Source organism: Clostridium sp. (assembly GCF_017888565.1).
Classification (GTDB): Bacteria; Bacillota; Clostridia; order Clostridiales; family Clostridiaceae; genus Clostridium.
The window spans coordinates 1-15,319 of the sequence record NZ_JAGHFX010000013.1 but is presented as its reverse complement, the minus strand read 5'-3'; the positions used below and the strand labels follow the sequence as shown (position 1 = coordinate 15,319).

Genomic DNA, 15,319 nt, shown 5'->3' with positions numbered 1-15,319 from the left:
AGAGTGACTTATAATTGAGGAGGATTAACTATGGAATTTATTTATAACGTATTCCAGACATTTTTAAATGCAGGTCCAACTGTACTTTTACCATTAATAATATTAGGAGTAGGACTTATTTTTGGTGTTAAACCAGCTAAGGCGTTTAGATCAGGGTTAACAGTTGGTATAGGATTTGCAGGTATTAAACTTGTAATTAACCTTTTATCTGGAAGCCTTGGACCAGCCGCTAAAGCAATGGTTGAAAGATGGGGATTCAGTTTAGATGTACTAGATGTAGGCTGGGGAACAATAGCAGCGGTAACTTGGGCATCACCTATCATACCTATTTTAATATTCGCAATTTTAGCTATAAATATTATAATGTTAATTCTTAAGAAAACGAATACTTTAGATGTTGATATATGGAACTATCACCATATGGCTATAGTTGGAGTTATGACTTATTTCGTAACTGGAAATATATTCTTTGGTGTTGGAGCAAGTATAGCAATGGCAATAGTAACATTTAAGCTATCTGACTGGTCTGCAGGCATGGTAGAAGATTACTTTGGGTTACCAGGAGTGTCATTACCAACAGTTTCAGCATTATCTTCATTAATAGTAGCAGTTCCACTTAACTGGTTATTGGATAAGGTACCAGGAGTAAATAAAATAAACTTCTCATTAAAAGATGCTAAAAAATATTTAGGATTCTTTGGAGAACCAATGATAATGGGATTAATTTTAGGTGGAGTTATTGGTGCATTAGCAGGATATGACTTTACTAACATAGCAAGTGTTGCAGTAAATATGGCAGCTGTTTTAGTTCTTATACCTAAGATGACAGCATTATTTATGGAAGGTTTAATGCCAATATCAGAAGGAGCAAAGAAGTTTGCAAAGAAGAGATTCAAAGGAAGAGATTTATTTATAGGATTAGATGCAGCAGTAGTTTCAGGTAATCCAGATGTTATAACAACTTCATTAATAGTAATACCATTAACAATATTACTAGCAGTAATACTCCCAGGAAACAGAATGTTACCTTTTGCAGATTTAGCAGTAGTACCTTTTAGAGTTGCTCTTGTAGTTGCATTAACTAGAGGTAACTTATTTAAAAATGTAGTAATTGGATTATTTACTACAGCAGCTATATTATTAGCAGGTACAGTTACTGCTCCAGTTTTAACAGATTTAGCGTCAAGTGTTGGAATTGATTTAAGCTTAGCAGCTGGTGCATTAATATCATCATTTGCAGCAACAAGCTTAACTCAAAGTTTTATAATATTCATGGCATTTACTGTAGGTAATCCAATAATAAATATTCCATTATTAATAATAGGATTTGCAGTGATTTGGTACTACATGGATGTTATTAAACCTAAGAAAGATGCAAAGAAAAATCCAGAAAATAATGAAGTAGGCAAAGTGCTTAATTAAAATATAGTAGTAGAAGGAGACTTTGTAATGAAAATAACAGAAATTAAAGTTTATACTGTAAAGCCAAGATGGATATTCATAAAAATCTCAACTGATGAAGGAATTGAAGGTTGGGGTGAAATGATATCTGGAACTAAAACAGATACAGTAGTAGCAGGTGCTTATGAACTAGGAAAAAGAATAATAGGAAGAAATCCATTTGAAATAGAGAGAATTTGGCAAGAACTGCACAGATCATTCTTTAGAGGTGGTCCAATTAATGGAACAATAATTTCAGGAATAGAAATGGCTTTATGGGATATTAAAGGTAAAGCATTAAATGTACCTATATATGAATTATTAGGTGGAGCAGCAAGAGATAGAATAATGGTTTATTCATGGATAGGCGGAGATAGACCAGATGATGTTGCAAAGGAAGCTATAGATAGAAGAGATAGAGGCTTTAAAGCAATAAAAATGAATGCTACAGAAGAACTTCATTATATAGATTCATTTGAAAAGATCCAAGCTGTAGTTGATAGAGTTAAATCTATAAGAGATGCTGTTGGGTTCGATTTAAGTATAGGAGTAGACTTCCATGGACGTGTTCATAAGGGAATGGCTAAAGTTTTAGCAAAAGAATTAGAACCATATAAATTAATGTTTTTAGAAGAAGTTGTACTTCCAGAAAATGAAGAAGCATTCAGAGAAGTTGCTAATCATACTACTACACCACTTGCAACTGGAGAAAGATTATATAGTAGATGGGATTTTAAGAATATATTAAAAGAAGGCGCTATTGATATAATTCAACCAGATATAGCTCTTTGTGGTGGAATATTAGAAACTAGAAAAATTGCAGCTATGGCAGAAGCATTTGATGTTGCAGTTGCGCCTCATGCACCGTATGGACCAATTGCTTTAGCAGCAACACTACAATTGGATGTTTGTACACCAAACGTATTTATACAAGAGCAAAGTTTAGGAATTCATTATAATAAAGGATTTGATTTACTTGACTTTGTTAAAAATAAAGAAATATTCCAATATAAAGATGGATATTTAGAATTGCCAACAAAGCCAGGTTTAGGTATAGAAATAGATGAAGAACTTGTAGAAAAAGTTTCTGCAGAAGGATTATACTGGACAAATCCTAGTTGGAAAAACTACGATGGAACAATAGCTGAATGGTAAAATAATAGTAAATGATCTGTATGAAACTTTTAAATCATACAGATCATTTTATTTATATAAAAAAATAAGGGAGAGATAGGAATGAAGAAAAGTGATTATAAACTTGTATGTATAGATTTAGATGGAACTCTGTTAACAGATGATAAGAAAATTACAAATGAAAATATAGAAGCAATAAAGAAAGCTATTAATAGTGGAGTAAATATATGTATAGCTACAGGAAGAATTTATAAGTTTGTAGATCATATAAAAGATGCCTTAGGGGTTACTACTAAGGTAATAGCTTCAAATGGAGGCATAATTTTAACAGAGGATGGAAAGTTGAAATTAAATACATTAAGCTACGATGAAATTTTAAAGTTGAAAGAATTAGTAAAAAACTATGATGTAGATATATATTTAAATACTGAAAATGAAATAATTTCAGAAAAAAGCATACCAAATGAATATAGTTATAAAAAAATAAATGACAGTTTAGAAAATAAGTATAAAGTGGATATAATTGAAAATTATCCCTTTGAAAATTTAATTGTAGATAATAAATATAAAATAGTTAAGGCAATTTGCATAAATAAGGAGAATTTAGATGAAGTAAAGAGAGTGAGAACAATTCTGGAAGAAACAGAAGAATTTGAAGTATCTAGTGCAGAGAATCAGTATTGTGAAATAAATAGTAAGGGCATTTCTAAAGGAAAGGCTGTGGAGGAATTAGCAAAGGAATTAGGGATAGATATTAAAAGTGTTATTTGTATTGGTGATGGAGGAAATGATATAGAAATGTTAAAGAGAGGGGGAGTGTCAGTAGTAATGAAAAATGGAATGGATGAGGTAAAAGCTATAGCAGATTATATTACAGATGATAATAATAATAGTGGGGTTGCTAAGGCTATTAATAAATTAATATTAGATGATTTGAATTAATAATAGTTTATTTGCTTATAGAATATTGTTAATGATGTAGGAACTATACAATATGAATCAATAATTGTACTAATAATAACTTTAATTTCTTCAGTAATATTTGATATAATATTATAATGATAGTTGGATGGAGATGAATTACATGAAGTTTATATTAGCACCAGATTCATTTAAAGAAAGTATGACATCAAAAGATGCATGTAATGCTATGGAAAGAGGGATTAAAAAAGTAATTAAAGATGCTATATGTATAAAGGTCCCAATGGCAGATGGAGGAGAAGGAACTGTTGAAGCTTTAGTTGAGTCAACAGGAGGAAGAATTGTAAATACATTAGTTACAGATCCGCTTGGATATAAAAAAGTAAATGCTATGTATGGAATATTGGGAAATGGTGAAAAAGCAATTATTGAAATGGCAAGTGCAAGTGGAATTCACCTTGTTGAAAGAGAAAGGAGAAATCCATTAATTACAACTACATATGGTACTGGTGAGTTAGTATTAGATGCTATAAATAGAGGCGTAAAGCATATAATAATTGGTATTGGAGGTAGCGCTACTAATGATGGTGGTGCTGGAATGATTCAAGCATTAGGTGGACATTTATTAGATAAAGAAGGTAATGAGTTAAATTTTGGTGGTAGTGAATTAATTAAATTAAATGCTATAGATTTAACTAATTTTGATAGTAGGCTAAATGATGTTACATTTGAGGTTGCCTGCGATGTAAATAATCCTCTTATAGGAGAAAATGGTGCTTCAAGGATATTTGGTCCTCAAAAGGGTGCAACAGAAGAAATGATTATAGAATTAGATAAGGCATTAACTAATTATGCAGAAGTAATCAAAAGAGACTTTAGAATTGATGTGGCCAATGTTGAAGGTGCTGGAGCAGCAGGAGGACTTGGGGCAGCTTTACTTGCATTTTTTAATGGAAAACTTAAAAGAGGGATAGATTTAATTATAGAACATACTGACTTAGAAAATAAAATTAAAGGAGCAGATATTGTATTTACTGGAGAGGGTGCAATAGATAGTCAAACTATATTTGGGAAAACACCTATGGGAGTAGCAGCTATAGCTAAAAAAAATGGAGTAAAAACAATTGCATTTGCTGGTAAGGTTGAGGAAGGAGCAGAAAATCTTTATAATGTAGGAATAAATTCAATATTTGGAATTATGAGAGGTGTATGCTCTTTAGATGATGCCCTTAAAAATGGAGAGATTAATCTTGAAAAAACAGTTGAGAATGTAGTTAGAACATTAATTCTATAATATAAAAAGTTAAAAAAGTACAGCTATTAAAATATTTGTTGTGCTTTTTTTAGGATTAATTAATGATTTAGTGGAAATTTCTGTAGATTTTTATTATAAGATATGTTACAATATATTGAAAAAAATTGCATATGGGTATTAAATGAATGAAATAATAGTAGTAGTCTAATTATTTCATTTTTATTTATTTAAAAAGAATTAAAAAGGAGTGAGTACGCAGCAATGAAATTACTATTAAAGTATTTAAAAAATTATAAGACGCTTCTTATACTAAATATTATATCTGTTTTTGGTTTTGCATTAGTTGAACTTGGAATACCAACTATAATGGCAAAAGTTATAGATAAAGGAATAGTAAATAGCGATATTAATTATGTAAAAAGAATGGGGATAATTATTTCAATTATTTCAATTATTGGAGTTCTTGGAACGATACTCTTAGGATTCTGTTCATCAAGAATTTCCACAGGGATAACAAGAGATATTAGAAATGACATTTTTAAAAAGTCACAAGAATTTTCACATACAGAATATGATAAATTTGGAGTATCATCAATGATAACGAGAACTACAAATGATGCATTTGTCCTTTTACAGTTCACCAATACACTTTTAAGAACAGCATTATTAACGCCAGTAATGTTTATAGTAAGTTTAATAATGATTCTTAGAACAAGTCCTTCATTATCCGTAGTACTAGCTATAACTATTCCATTCATAGTGCTGGGAGTTATAGTTATAGCAAAGGTATCTGAGCCACTATCAGAAACTCAGCAAAAGAGACTAGATAAGCTAAATAGAATATCAAGAGAAAACTTAACAGGGATAAGAGTTATAAGAGCATTTGGAAATGATAATTATGAAGGGAGAAGATTTGATGAAACTAATGAGCTATATGCACAAGTTTCTAAAAAGCTTCATAAACTTATGGCGATATCTCAGCCAATGTTCTTCTTTCTATTAAATTTGGCTATCATAGCAATATTTTGGATATCAAGCAAAATGATAAATGTAGGAACGCTTCAAGTTGGACAATTAGTTGCCTTTATAGAATATTTATTCCATGCTATGTTTTCTATTATGTTATTTTCAATGGTATTTATAATGTATCCTAAAGCACAAGTTTCAGCTAATAGAATTAAGGAAATATTAGATGAAGAGCCTATAATAAAGAGTCCACAAAATGGAGTTAAAGATACAGAAATTAAAGGATTAGTAGAATTTGATAATGTATCATTTGTATATCCACATAGTGAAGAAGCAGTACTTAAAGATATTTCTTTTACTGCTAAAAAGGGTGAAACAATTGCGTTTATAGGAAGTACAGGTAGCGGAAAAAGTACATTAATAAATCTTATTCCAAGGTTTTATGATGTCACAAAAGGTAGTATTAAAATAGATGGAGTGGATGTAAGAGATTATGATTTAAAGGCATTACGTAAAAAGATTGGATTTATACCTCAAAAGACACTCTTATTTACTGGTAGTATAGCAAGTAATATAAAATTTGGTAAGAAAAATGCAGATACTGGAGAAGTTGAATATTCTGCAAAGGTTGCGCAAGCTTATGACTTTATTTCACGCAAACCTAAAAAGTTTGATGAAGTAATAAGTGAAGGTGGATCAAACGTATCAGGAGGACAAAAACAAAGGCTTTCAATAGCTAGAGCAATAGTTAGAAAACCAGAAATATATATATTTGATGATAGTTTTTCAGCTTTAGACTTCAAAACAGATGCTATTTTAAGAAAGAGACTTAAATCTGAAACTAAGGATTCAGTAGTGTTAATAGTAGCACAAAGAATAGGTTCAATAATGGATGCTGATAAAATAGTGGTATTAAATGAAGGAGAAGTAGTAGGTATTGGAACTCATAGAGAATTGCTTAAGACTTGTGAAATTTATCATGAAATAGCATCATCACAACTTACAGAGGAGGAACTTGCATAATGAATAGATTTAAAGCAGTAGTAAAGAAAATTACTCCTTTTGTAAATAAATATAAATGGTCATTCCTTGGATCTATATTATTTATAGTGTCAGCAGCAGTATTTACAGCATTAGCTCCAAGGACAGAAGGTTTAATTATTACACAATTAACTAAGGATTTTGAAGATATTATTAAAGGAGTTCAAGGAGCTTCAGTAAATTTTAACTATATTATAAAAATTTTAATTTTGTTATTCCTTGTTTATATAGGTAGCGCAGGATCTACATTTATAGCTAGCTTCTTATTAACTAATGCAATCCAAAATACAATGAAGGATATAAGAAATACGGTACAAAAGAAAATAAGTAAGCTACCTATAAAGTATTTTGATGGTAATAGTTATGGGGATGTGTTAAGTCGTATTACAAATGATGTAGACACTATTTCTAATGCTTTGCAACAAAGTTTTGTTCAAGTAGTTAATGCATTTTTATCCTTAAGCTTAGCACTTATAATGATGTATTCAATAAATGTAAAACTTGCACTTTTAGCAACTATTATAATTCCATTAAGTATTTTAATTACAAAGATTATAGTAAATAAATCACAGAACTTATTTAATAAACAACAAAGAGCTTTAGGAAAGCTTAATGGGAAAGTACAAGAGATGTATACTGGATTTAATGAAATTAAGTTATATGGAAAGCAAGATGATGCCATAAAAGAGTTTATGGAGGTAAATGAAGAACTTAGGGCTACTGGATTTAAAGCACAATTTATATCAAGTATAATGTCACCTTTAGTTGGACTTGTTAGTTATTTAGGGATTGCAGCAGTTGGAGTTGTAGGAGCTATAACAGCAATAGCAGGAGGAATAACAGTAGGTAACCTTCAAGCTTTCATACGTTATATATGGCAAATAAATCAACCTTTATCACAAGTAACTCAATTATCTTCAGCAATTCAATCAGCAGTAGCAGCAGCTCATAGAGTATTTGAATTTTTAGATGAAGAAGAAGAAATAAAGGATATAGAAAAAACTGTGAAACTTGAAAATCCAAAAGGAAATGTAACTTTTGATCATGTAAGATTTGGATATAATGACGATAAGATTCTAATTGAAGATTTAAGTGCAGAAGTTAAAAGTGGTCAAATGGTTGCAATAGTTGGTCCAACAGGTGCTGGTAAAACTACATTAATTAATCTTTTAATGAGGTTCTATGAAATTAAAGGTGGATCAATAAAAATAGATGGTGTAGATATAAGAGATATGAAACGTGAAGATTTACGTTCAATATTTGGAATGGTACTTCAAGATACTTGGCTATTTAACGGTACTATATATGATAACATAGAATATGGAAGATTTGGTGCAACAAAAGAAGAAATAGTAGAAGCAGCTAAGATAGCTAATGTTCATCATTTTATAAAAACTCTTCCTGATGGATATAATATGTTCTTAAATGAAGAAGCTTCTAATATCTCACAGGGAGAAAAGCAGCTTTTAACAATAGCTAGAGCAATACTTAAAGATCCAGCTATATTAATCCTAGATGAAGCAACAAGTTCTGTAGATACAAGGTTAGAATTATTACTTCAAAAAGCTATGAGAAATATAATGAAGGGAAGAACTAGCTTTGTAATAGCTCATAGATTATCAACAATAAGAAGTGCTGATTTAATATTAGTAATAAATGACGGTAACATAATTGAACAAGGAACACATGATGAATTAATGAAAAAAGGTGGTTTCTATGAAAAATTATATAACAGTCAATTTGCAGATAAAGAAACATCTAATTAATAACTTGAAATTATTAGTATCGTATAATAAATAAGTGCATATTTTATATTATAAATAATTATGTCTTTAGGAGTGGGATATTGAAATCTAAAAAGACCTACAATAGTAAAAAGAATAAAAATCAGTATTCCGCTTCGAGAGAGAGAAGTGGTTTTGAAAGAGAGTATTCTTCAGAATCAAAAAAGAGTTATGAAGTAGGAAATAAAAGAAGTAAAATAAATAAAAATAAACAAGGTATTCCTAATAAGCATACCATTAAAGATAGATTAGGTAATAAAAAAATACGTTCTAAAGATACCGATGAAAGAGCAGAAGAAATTAAAAATAATACAGAAGCAGAAGTAAAGAATAATAATGAAGAAGAAAGTAACGATTCTCTCAATAATGCAAATGTACCTAATAGAGATGAATTATTTTCTCAATTAAGTACATTGAATTTATCTATAGATACATTATATATTATAATATTAGCTACATTTTTAAATCTTTATTATTTATATAGTTTAAGAGCGGAAATTTCAGATCAATTATTTGATACAAATGAATCTGAAAATTTTATTGATACAAAGAATTTTCCGAGAATAACTAATGCTATGTTTCTTTATTCTACAGGAGTATTTTTAAATATTAACTACAAGGGCTTAGAGGATGCAAGAATAGCAAGTAGAGAAACGAAAGATAAAAGAGCTGTAATTAGAGCTTGGAAATCATTTTTATCTAGTTTATTAATTTTTATTGCAACTGCTATAAGTAGAGATAATTTAGAGTTATAATATCAAAAGGAGTCGTAAATATGATTTGCACACCAAATGTAGATATTTGTATCTAACATTTTGAATGCACTTCAATATTACGACTCTTTTTATTTAGCAATAAATTTTTAATCTATTGCTAAATTCAAAAAGGAATTTTTATTAATCTATTTTAAATTTACCAAGTTTATCTAATATTGATTCAGTTAGAATACTTAAATTTTCAGCAGAATCAGAAACTCTTTCACTTGAATTAGATAGTTCACTTGATGATGCATATATTTCCTCTGTAGCAGCACTTAACTCTTCAGAAATAGCAGAAGAATTAGTTATATTTTCTATTATATTTTGCTTTCGTTTAGAAATACTTTCAGAATTAGTATCTAAAGAGTTTATTTCTTTAGATACGTCAAGAACTAAAGATATAATTTCATCAAAACTAAGCATAGTTTTTGTTGTTTCAGTTATTTGATTTTGGAATAAGGAACTTATTGTATCATTTTCTTTTACAATAACTGAAGTTTGGGTAAGTACATTTTGTACTATTGAAGTAATTTCCCTTGATGAAGTCTTACTTTCTTCAGCTAGTTTTCTTATTTCGTCAGCAACAACAGCAAATCCTTTCCCAGCCTCCCCAGCTCTAGAAGCTTCAATAGCAGCATTTAAAGCAAGAAGGTTAGTTTGTTCAGAAAGAGAGTTTATTACGTCAGTTATTGATGTAATGCTATTTATATTTTCCTTCATGCTTGAAATAGTATCACTAAATGTTTTGAAGTTCTTTTCTAAGGATCTCATAGTTAATACTAGTTCACCTATATCTTCATTAGATGAAGTAGATTTATTATTAATATTTGTTATCATAGTATTAATATTAGAAATAGATGAAATTATAGAAGTTAAATTATTATCAAATGTATCCATATCAGCTGTAATATTAGATAGTTGATTAGCTTGACTATATGTTCCTTGCGAACTTTCCTTTGTAGCAGCAATAATATTTTTACATGAAGTTAAATAATCATCAGACATATTGTTTAGATTTAATGATTCTTCTTGTAAGGTATTTGATGAATCTTTTATAGAAGAAATCATATCCTTTAAAGAATCTTGAGATTTATCGATTGAAGAAAGTATTATACCTATTTCATCTGTTTTCTTTAATTCTTTATTAGGTAAAACTTGAGAAAAATCTCCTTTTGCAAAATTTGAAACTATGTTAGAAACTAATTTTAATCTTTTGCTAATTACATCGGAGAATCTATATGCTATTATCATTGAAACAATTAGGGATATAATTCCAACATAAAAAACTATTTTTAAGATTGTATAAACGACTGTAAATAAATCAGTATTATCAACCATAAGTCCCACTGACCAATTAAGCTCAGGAATACTTTGATATGAAATCACTCTTCTAGTTCCATTAAAGTTATATTCATCAAAACCACTTTCTCCAGATTTCATCTTTTCAATACTTTTAGCAAGCTCAGCTAATGAAGTGTTAGTTTTAGCGTTTTCAATAATTTTTTCTCCATCTTGGACTCTTTGATATTCATAATGCCCTATAGTTGAACCAGTACTATCTATTAAACATGTTTTTCCTGTATTTCTAAATGTTATAGTACTTATTTTATCAGATACTTCTTTAGCATCTCTAGCAAAGGATAATACCCCTACTATTTGATTATTATTTTTTATTGGAGCAGAATAAACCATTATTGTTTTTCCAGTAGTTTTATCAGTTAATGGGCTACTAACTGTTGAAGTACCAGAGATAGCTGTTTTAAAATAATCTCTATCAGAAATATTAACAGTTTGACCTTCACTATTTAAGCCATTTCCAGATTTATCTGCAATTAATATTCTGTCTAAATTATATTGGGATACATATCCATTAAGGGATTCTAAAATCTTTTGTATATCCGCATATGAAGACATTGATACAGTTGATGCTATTGTTTCAGATAGCATAATATATTTATTTATATATTCATTTAATTCGCTGGCACTTCTTTTTGTTAATTCAGCCATCATTTTTAGTGAATCATCTTTTACTTGTTTGTTTACAGATATCATTGTCATAGTAGTAAGAAGTAAAAGTGAAGCTATTAACAATGTTGAAAAAAGTAATATTATTTTTGTTTTTATTGATTTGTTTAAGTTTTTTATTTTATTCATTTTTTTAATTTCCCCTCCTATTATCCATATTTAAATATCGTAATATACAATGGGAAACTTTACAAAAAAACTATATAAAATACAAATTTTTATTATTAATTACCATTTTATTCAATTATATGGAATTAAAAGTGAAAAATATAAAATGTGACTAAAATTTGACAAGTAAAAAGGAATAATGTATATTAGAAATGGATTTTTTTAAATAATATAAATCAAAGGAGAGTATAATTATGAGTAACGGAAAGATGACAGCTAAACAGTTTATGGACAAACTGTTAGCAGGGTTAAGCGTTGGTATAGTAGTAGCTCTTATACCCAATGCATTATTAGGCGAGTTATTAAAAGTAATAATTCCTCACTTTGCCCCAGCGCAAACAATTTTTGATATAACTTTACTTGCAATGAGACTTTCACCAGTAGTAATAGGTGTTTGTATTGCAATGCAATTTAAGTTAACTCCAATTCAAATTACAGCAGTAGGGATGGCAGCGGTAGTTGGATCCGGTGTAGCAAGTGTTGGAGATAATGGTGCATTTATCTTTGCAGGAACAGGAGATGTAATTAATGTTGCAATTACAGCAGCTATAGCAGTTGGAATTGTAATGCTTTTAGGTAATAAGCTAAAGGCATATACAATATTACTAGTTCCAGCAATAGTAGTAATAGTTGCAGGTGGAATTGGTATTTTTATACTACCATATGTTAAAGGAATAACATTGTTTGTTGGTGATATAATCAATAACTTTACAACTTTACAACCTATATTAATGGGAATATTAATATCTTTATGTTTTGCATTCTTAATAGTATCACCATTTTCTACTGTTGCAGTTGCAACAGCAATTGCTCTTGGAGGAATAGGCTCAGGAGCTGCAAACTTAGGGGTTGTAGCAGCTGGTTTTGGTTTAGCTATTTGTGGATGGAAAGTAAATTCATTTGGTACTTCAATAGCACATTTCTTAGGATCTCCTAAGATGCAAATGGTGAATTTAGTAAAGAAGCCTATAATGATGGTACCAATTCTTTGTAATGCTGCTGTATTAGGAGCATTAGCTGGAATATTTAATATTCAAGGAACTCCTATGAGTGCTGGATTTGGTATATCAGGTTTAATAGGACCAATTAATGCTTTAAATTTAATGGGTGGATATACAGCAATGAATGTAATAATTGTTACTATAATATTTGTAGTTGCTCCAATAGCATTAGGAATATTATTTAATTACATATTCATTAAAATTGTAAAAATAGTTTCAGAAGAAGATTATAAATTAACATTTGAATAGAAATGGATATACGTAGGAGGAAACTCCTACTATATTTATCTAATAAATTTACAAAAAGATAAATAAAAGGAGTATAGTTATGAAAGTATTAGCGTATTGTGTAAGACCAGATGAAATGAGTAGTTTTGAAAAATTTTCAAATAAGTATAACCATGAGGTTACAATTGTAAAGGAATCTTTTGGACCTTCAAATGCAAATTTAGCAGAAGGATACGATGCTGTAAGTATATTAGGAAATTGTACTGCAAATAGAGAAGCAATAGAAATAATTTCAAAGTTAGGCATTAAATATTTAGCAACTCGTTCAGCTGGATATAACAATATTGATTTAGAAGCTGCAAAGGAATTTGGAGTAAATGTAGCAAATGTACCCGCATATTCACCAAATTCAGTAGGAGAATTTGCAGTAGGAGTTACTTTATGTTTAGCAAGAAACTTTAAGAAAGCATTTAAGAGAGTAGAATCTCAGGATTTCTCATTAGATGGATTAATAGGATTTGAATTAAGAAACAAAACAATAGGTTTTATTGGAACAGGAAGAATTGGACAAATTGCTATTAAAGCATTTTCAGGTTTTGGTTGTAAGATGATAGGATATGATTTATATCCAAATGAAAATGCAGCAAAATATATAGAATATAAAACATTAGATGAAGTGTTTGAACAAGCTGATATAATATCACTTCATTGCCCATTAACTACTGATAACTATCATTTAATAAATGATGAATCAATTGCTAAAATGAAGGATGGAGTAATTTTAATAAATACATCTAGAGGACAATTAATGGATGCTAAGGCATTAATCGAAGGTGTAAAGAGTGGTAAAATTGGTGGAGTTGCAACAGATGTATATGAATATGAATATGGAATTTTCCATAGTAACCACCAAAATAATGTAATTAGTGATGAAACATTATTAACTTTAAAATCATTTCCAAATGTTATAGTAACTCCACACTATGGATTCTATACAGATGAAGCTGTAGCTAATATGGTTGAATATACATTAGAAAATCTATATGATTTTGAAACAAAAAATGATTGTAAAAACAAACTAGCATAGGTGATGAAATTGAACTATGACATAATTAAGCTAGATTCAAATGAAAACCAAATAAAACATTTATTTGATATAGTAAATATCATAAAAGAAATAGATCCTAAATTATATCCGGATGTTACAAATAACTTAGTCAAGGAAGAAATTGCTAAGTACTTTGGAGTAACAAAGGATGAAGTATTCTGTTCTCATGGTTCAGATTATTTAATCAAAGCTTTGACTTTTGGGTTAGTAAGGGGAAATCATGAAGTAATAATGCCAGATATAGCATTTCCGACATATGAGATTGCTGCTAAAATTAAAGAGTGTAAATATATTAAAGTTCCATTAAAAAACTATGGTATTGATTTAAATACTACTTTAGAAGAAATAAATGAAAATACAAGATTGATTTGGATATCTAATCCTCATAATCCAACTGGAACACTTTTAAGTGACGAAGAAATAGTATCATTTTTACAGAAGGTTCCTTCATATGTTAAAGTAGTCTTAGATGAGGCATATATAGAATTCTTAGAAAAGGATCCATTAGATTCTTTAAAGATTTATAAAGAGTTTTCTAATGTGATAATATTAAGAACCTTCTCCAAAGCCTACGGGTTAGCAGGAGTGAGAGTAGGATATGGAATTGCTAGACCAAGCATAATTGATGAATTTAAGTTTGTTATTGGACCTTTTGACTTAAATTCATATGCACAAAGTTTAGCAGTTAGAGTTATAAAGGAAAAAGAGTATGTAGAACAAGTAAGGATTAAAAATAAAGAAGCTCTTGATATGTACGAAACTACCTTTAAAGAACTTAACATAGAATATATTAAATCATATGCATCTTTTATTATGTTCAAATTAGGAGAAAAAGCAACTGAGTTAGTAGATTTCCTAAAAAGGAATGGAATAATAGTAAAAGACGGAAAATTAATCGGTATGGACGGGTTCGTTAGAATTTCAATGGGAACTGAAGAACAAAATAGGATAGTTATAGATAATATAAAGAAATTTTTAACGTTTAATTATTAAAAAGAGTGATTAAAAAGTTAATAATTTTGAAAAATAAAAGGAAAGCTATTTGTTTCATAGCTTTCCTTTTATAATTAATACGGGAATCCTTGATTATATGAAGATACATTATCATATTTTTGCAAAATAATATCTAATGTTAATTGAGTAGAAGTATCTTCACTAGGTAATGATAGAATTTGAGATAAAGAATATCCGTCTTTTGAATGAATATTAATTAAGTCAATGTATGAATCAATTTCTTTTCCATCATAGTATAGTTTATAGTTTATCATGTTTACTTTTAGTATTTTATATTTCATATAGCCCCAGCCCCTTTTTATAAATTTATAAATATTATATATTAAGTGGAAATGAATTTATATATAATTATTATAAATTATAACAAATTATCAAAATATCAACTGTAAAAATCGGAATATACAAATACTATCTTTTCATATGCCTAGTAATATATCCACCTTTAAATTGAGTAGGCTCATAAGAAACTATAAAAG

12 protein-coding genes are annotated in these 15,319 nt (G+C 29.0%); 10 read left to right on the top strand and 2 right to left on the bottom strand.

Annotation, left to right across the window (positions count from 1 at the left end; translation table 11 throughout):
* Positions 1–30: 30 nt before the first annotated feature.
* The 7 genes from J7M87_RS02095 (at position 31) to J7M87_RS02065 (ending at position 9,296) form a co-directional block, all read left to right on the top strand.
* Positions 31–1,422, top strand: coding sequence for a PTS transporter subunit IIC (locus tag J7M87_RS02095; RefSeq protein WP_291648203.1), 1,392 nt, complete (start codon positions 31–33; stop codon positions 1,420–1,422).
* Positions 1,423–1,449: 27 nt separating this feature from the next.
* The gene (gene dgoD / locus J7M87_RS02090) at positions 1,450–2,595 is read left to right on the top strand and encodes a galactonate dehydratase (protein WP_291648201.1); all 1,146 of its coding nucleotides are present in this window, start codon (positions 1,450–1,452) and stop codon (positions 2,593–2,595) included.
* Between the two features lie 81 nt (positions 2,596–2,676).
* Positions 2,677–3,516 (top strand): Cof-type HAD-IIB family hydrolase, encoded by an 840-nt coding sequence (locus J7M87_RS02085; protein WP_291648199.1) that lies wholly within the window; start codon positions 2,677–2,679, stop codon positions 3,514–3,516.
* Between the two features lie 142 nt (positions 3,517–3,658).
* On the top strand, positions 3,659–4,789 hold the full coding sequence (locus J7M87_RS02080; protein WP_291648197.1) for a glycerate kinase: 1,131 nt from the start codon (positions 3,659–3,661) through the stop codon (positions 4,787–4,789).
* 222 nt (positions 4,790–5,011) lie between these two features.
* Positions 5,012–6,739, top strand: a complete 1,728-nt coding sequence (locus J7M87_RS02075) for an ABC transporter ATP-binding protein (RefSeq protein ID WP_291648195.1) — start codon at positions 5,012–5,014, stop codon at positions 6,737–6,739.
* A complete protein-coding gene (locus J7M87_RS02070) occupies positions 6,739–8,523 on the top strand; it encodes an ABC transporter ATP-binding protein (protein WP_291648192.1) in 1,785 nt (594 codons plus the stop codon). The genes J7M87_RS02075 and J7M87_RS02070 overlap by 1 nt, the downstream gene beginning before the upstream one ends.
* An 80-nt stretch (positions 8,524–8,603) precedes the next feature.
* Positions 8,604–9,296: a hypothetical protein gene (locus tag J7M87_RS02065; protein ID WP_291648190.1), complete on the top strand. Its 693-nt coding sequence runs from the start codon at positions 8,604–8,606 to the stop codon at positions 9,294–9,296.
* A gap of 141 nt (positions 9,297–9,437) precedes the next feature.
* Here the strand turns inward: J7M87_RS02065 and J7M87_RS02060 are convergent, their stop codons facing one another.
* Positions 9,438–11,453: a methyl-accepting chemotaxis protein gene (locus J7M87_RS02060; protein ID WP_291648187.1), complete on the bottom strand. Its 2,016-nt coding sequence runs from the start codon at positions 11,451–11,453 to the stop codon at positions 9,438–9,440.
* Between the two features lie 233 nt (positions 11,454–11,686).
* On the opposite strand from J7M87_RS02060, the gene J7M87_RS02055 reads away from it, so the two are divergent.
* The 3 genes from J7M87_RS02055 (at position 11,687) to hisC (ending at position 14,822) form a co-directional block, all read left to right on the top strand.
* The gene (locus J7M87_RS02055) at positions 11,687–12,742 is read left to right on the top strand and encodes a PTS sugar transporter subunit IIC (protein ID WP_291648185.1); all 1,056 of its coding nucleotides are present in this window, start codon (positions 11,687–11,689) and stop codon (positions 12,740–12,742) included.
* A gap of 79 nt (positions 12,743–12,821) precedes the next feature.
* Complete coding sequence (locus J7M87_RS02050) at positions 12,822–13,808, top strand: D-isomer specific 2-hydroxyacid dehydrogenase family protein (protein WP_291648184.1); 987 nt, start codon at positions 12,822–12,824, stop codon at positions 13,806–13,808.
* Between the two features lie 9 nt (positions 13,809–13,817).
* Positions 13,818–14,822, top strand: a complete 1,005-nt coding sequence (hisC, locus tag J7M87_RS02045) for a histidinol-phosphate transaminase (RefSeq protein WP_291648183.1) — start codon at positions 13,818–13,820, stop codon at positions 14,820–14,822.
* Between the two features lie 74 nt (positions 14,823–14,896).
* On the opposite strand, the gene J7M87_RS02040 is transcribed toward hisC, so the two are convergent.
* Positions 14,897–15,124 (bottom strand): hypothetical protein, encoded by a 228-nt coding sequence (locus J7M87_RS02040; RefSeq protein WP_291648182.1) that lies wholly within the window; start codon positions 15,122–15,124, stop codon positions 14,897–14,899.
* Positions 15,125–15,319: the final 195 nt, after the last annotated feature.

Excerpts from the sequence above, each read along its gene's own strand:
- J7M87_RS02050 (WP_291648184.1), top strand. The coding sequence starts at position 12,822 with ATGAAAGTATTAGCGTATTGTGTAAGACCAGATGAAATGAGTAGTTTT.
- J7M87_RS02060 (WP_291648187.1), bottom strand. The coding sequence starts at position 11,453 with ATGAATAAAATAAAAAACTTAAACAAATCAATAAAAACAAAAATAATA.
- J7M87_RS02085 (WP_291648199.1), top strand. The coding sequence starts at position 2,677 with ATGAAGAAAAGTGATTATAAACTTGTATGTATAGATTTAGATGGAACT.
- J7M87_RS02055 (WP_291648185.1), top strand. The coding sequence starts at position 11,687 with ATGAGTAACGGAAAGATGACAGCTAAACAGTTTATGGACAAACTGTTA.
- J7M87_RS02080 (WP_291648197.1), top strand. The coding sequence starts at position 3,659 with ATGAAGTTTATATTAGCACCAGATTCATTTAAAGAAAGTATGACATCA.
- J7M87_RS02095 (WP_291648203.1), top strand. The coding sequence starts at position 31 with ATGGAATTTATTTATAACGTATTCCAGACATTTTTAAATGCAGGTCCA.
- J7M87_RS02075 (WP_291648195.1), top strand. The coding sequence starts at position 5,012 with ATGAAATTACTATTAAAGTATTTAAAAAATTATAAGACGCTTCTTATA.
- J7M87_RS02040 (WP_291648182.1), bottom strand. The coding sequence starts at position 15,124 with ATGAAATATAAAATACTAAAAGTAAACATGATAAACTATAAACTATAC.
- J7M87_RS02070 (WP_291648192.1), top strand. The coding sequence starts at position 6,739 with ATGAATAGATTTAAAGCAGTAGTAAAGAAAATTACTCCTTTTGTAAAT.
- dgoD (WP_291648201.1), top strand. The coding sequence starts at position 1,450 with ATGAAAATAACAGAAATTAAAGTTTATACTGTAAAGCCAAGATGGATA.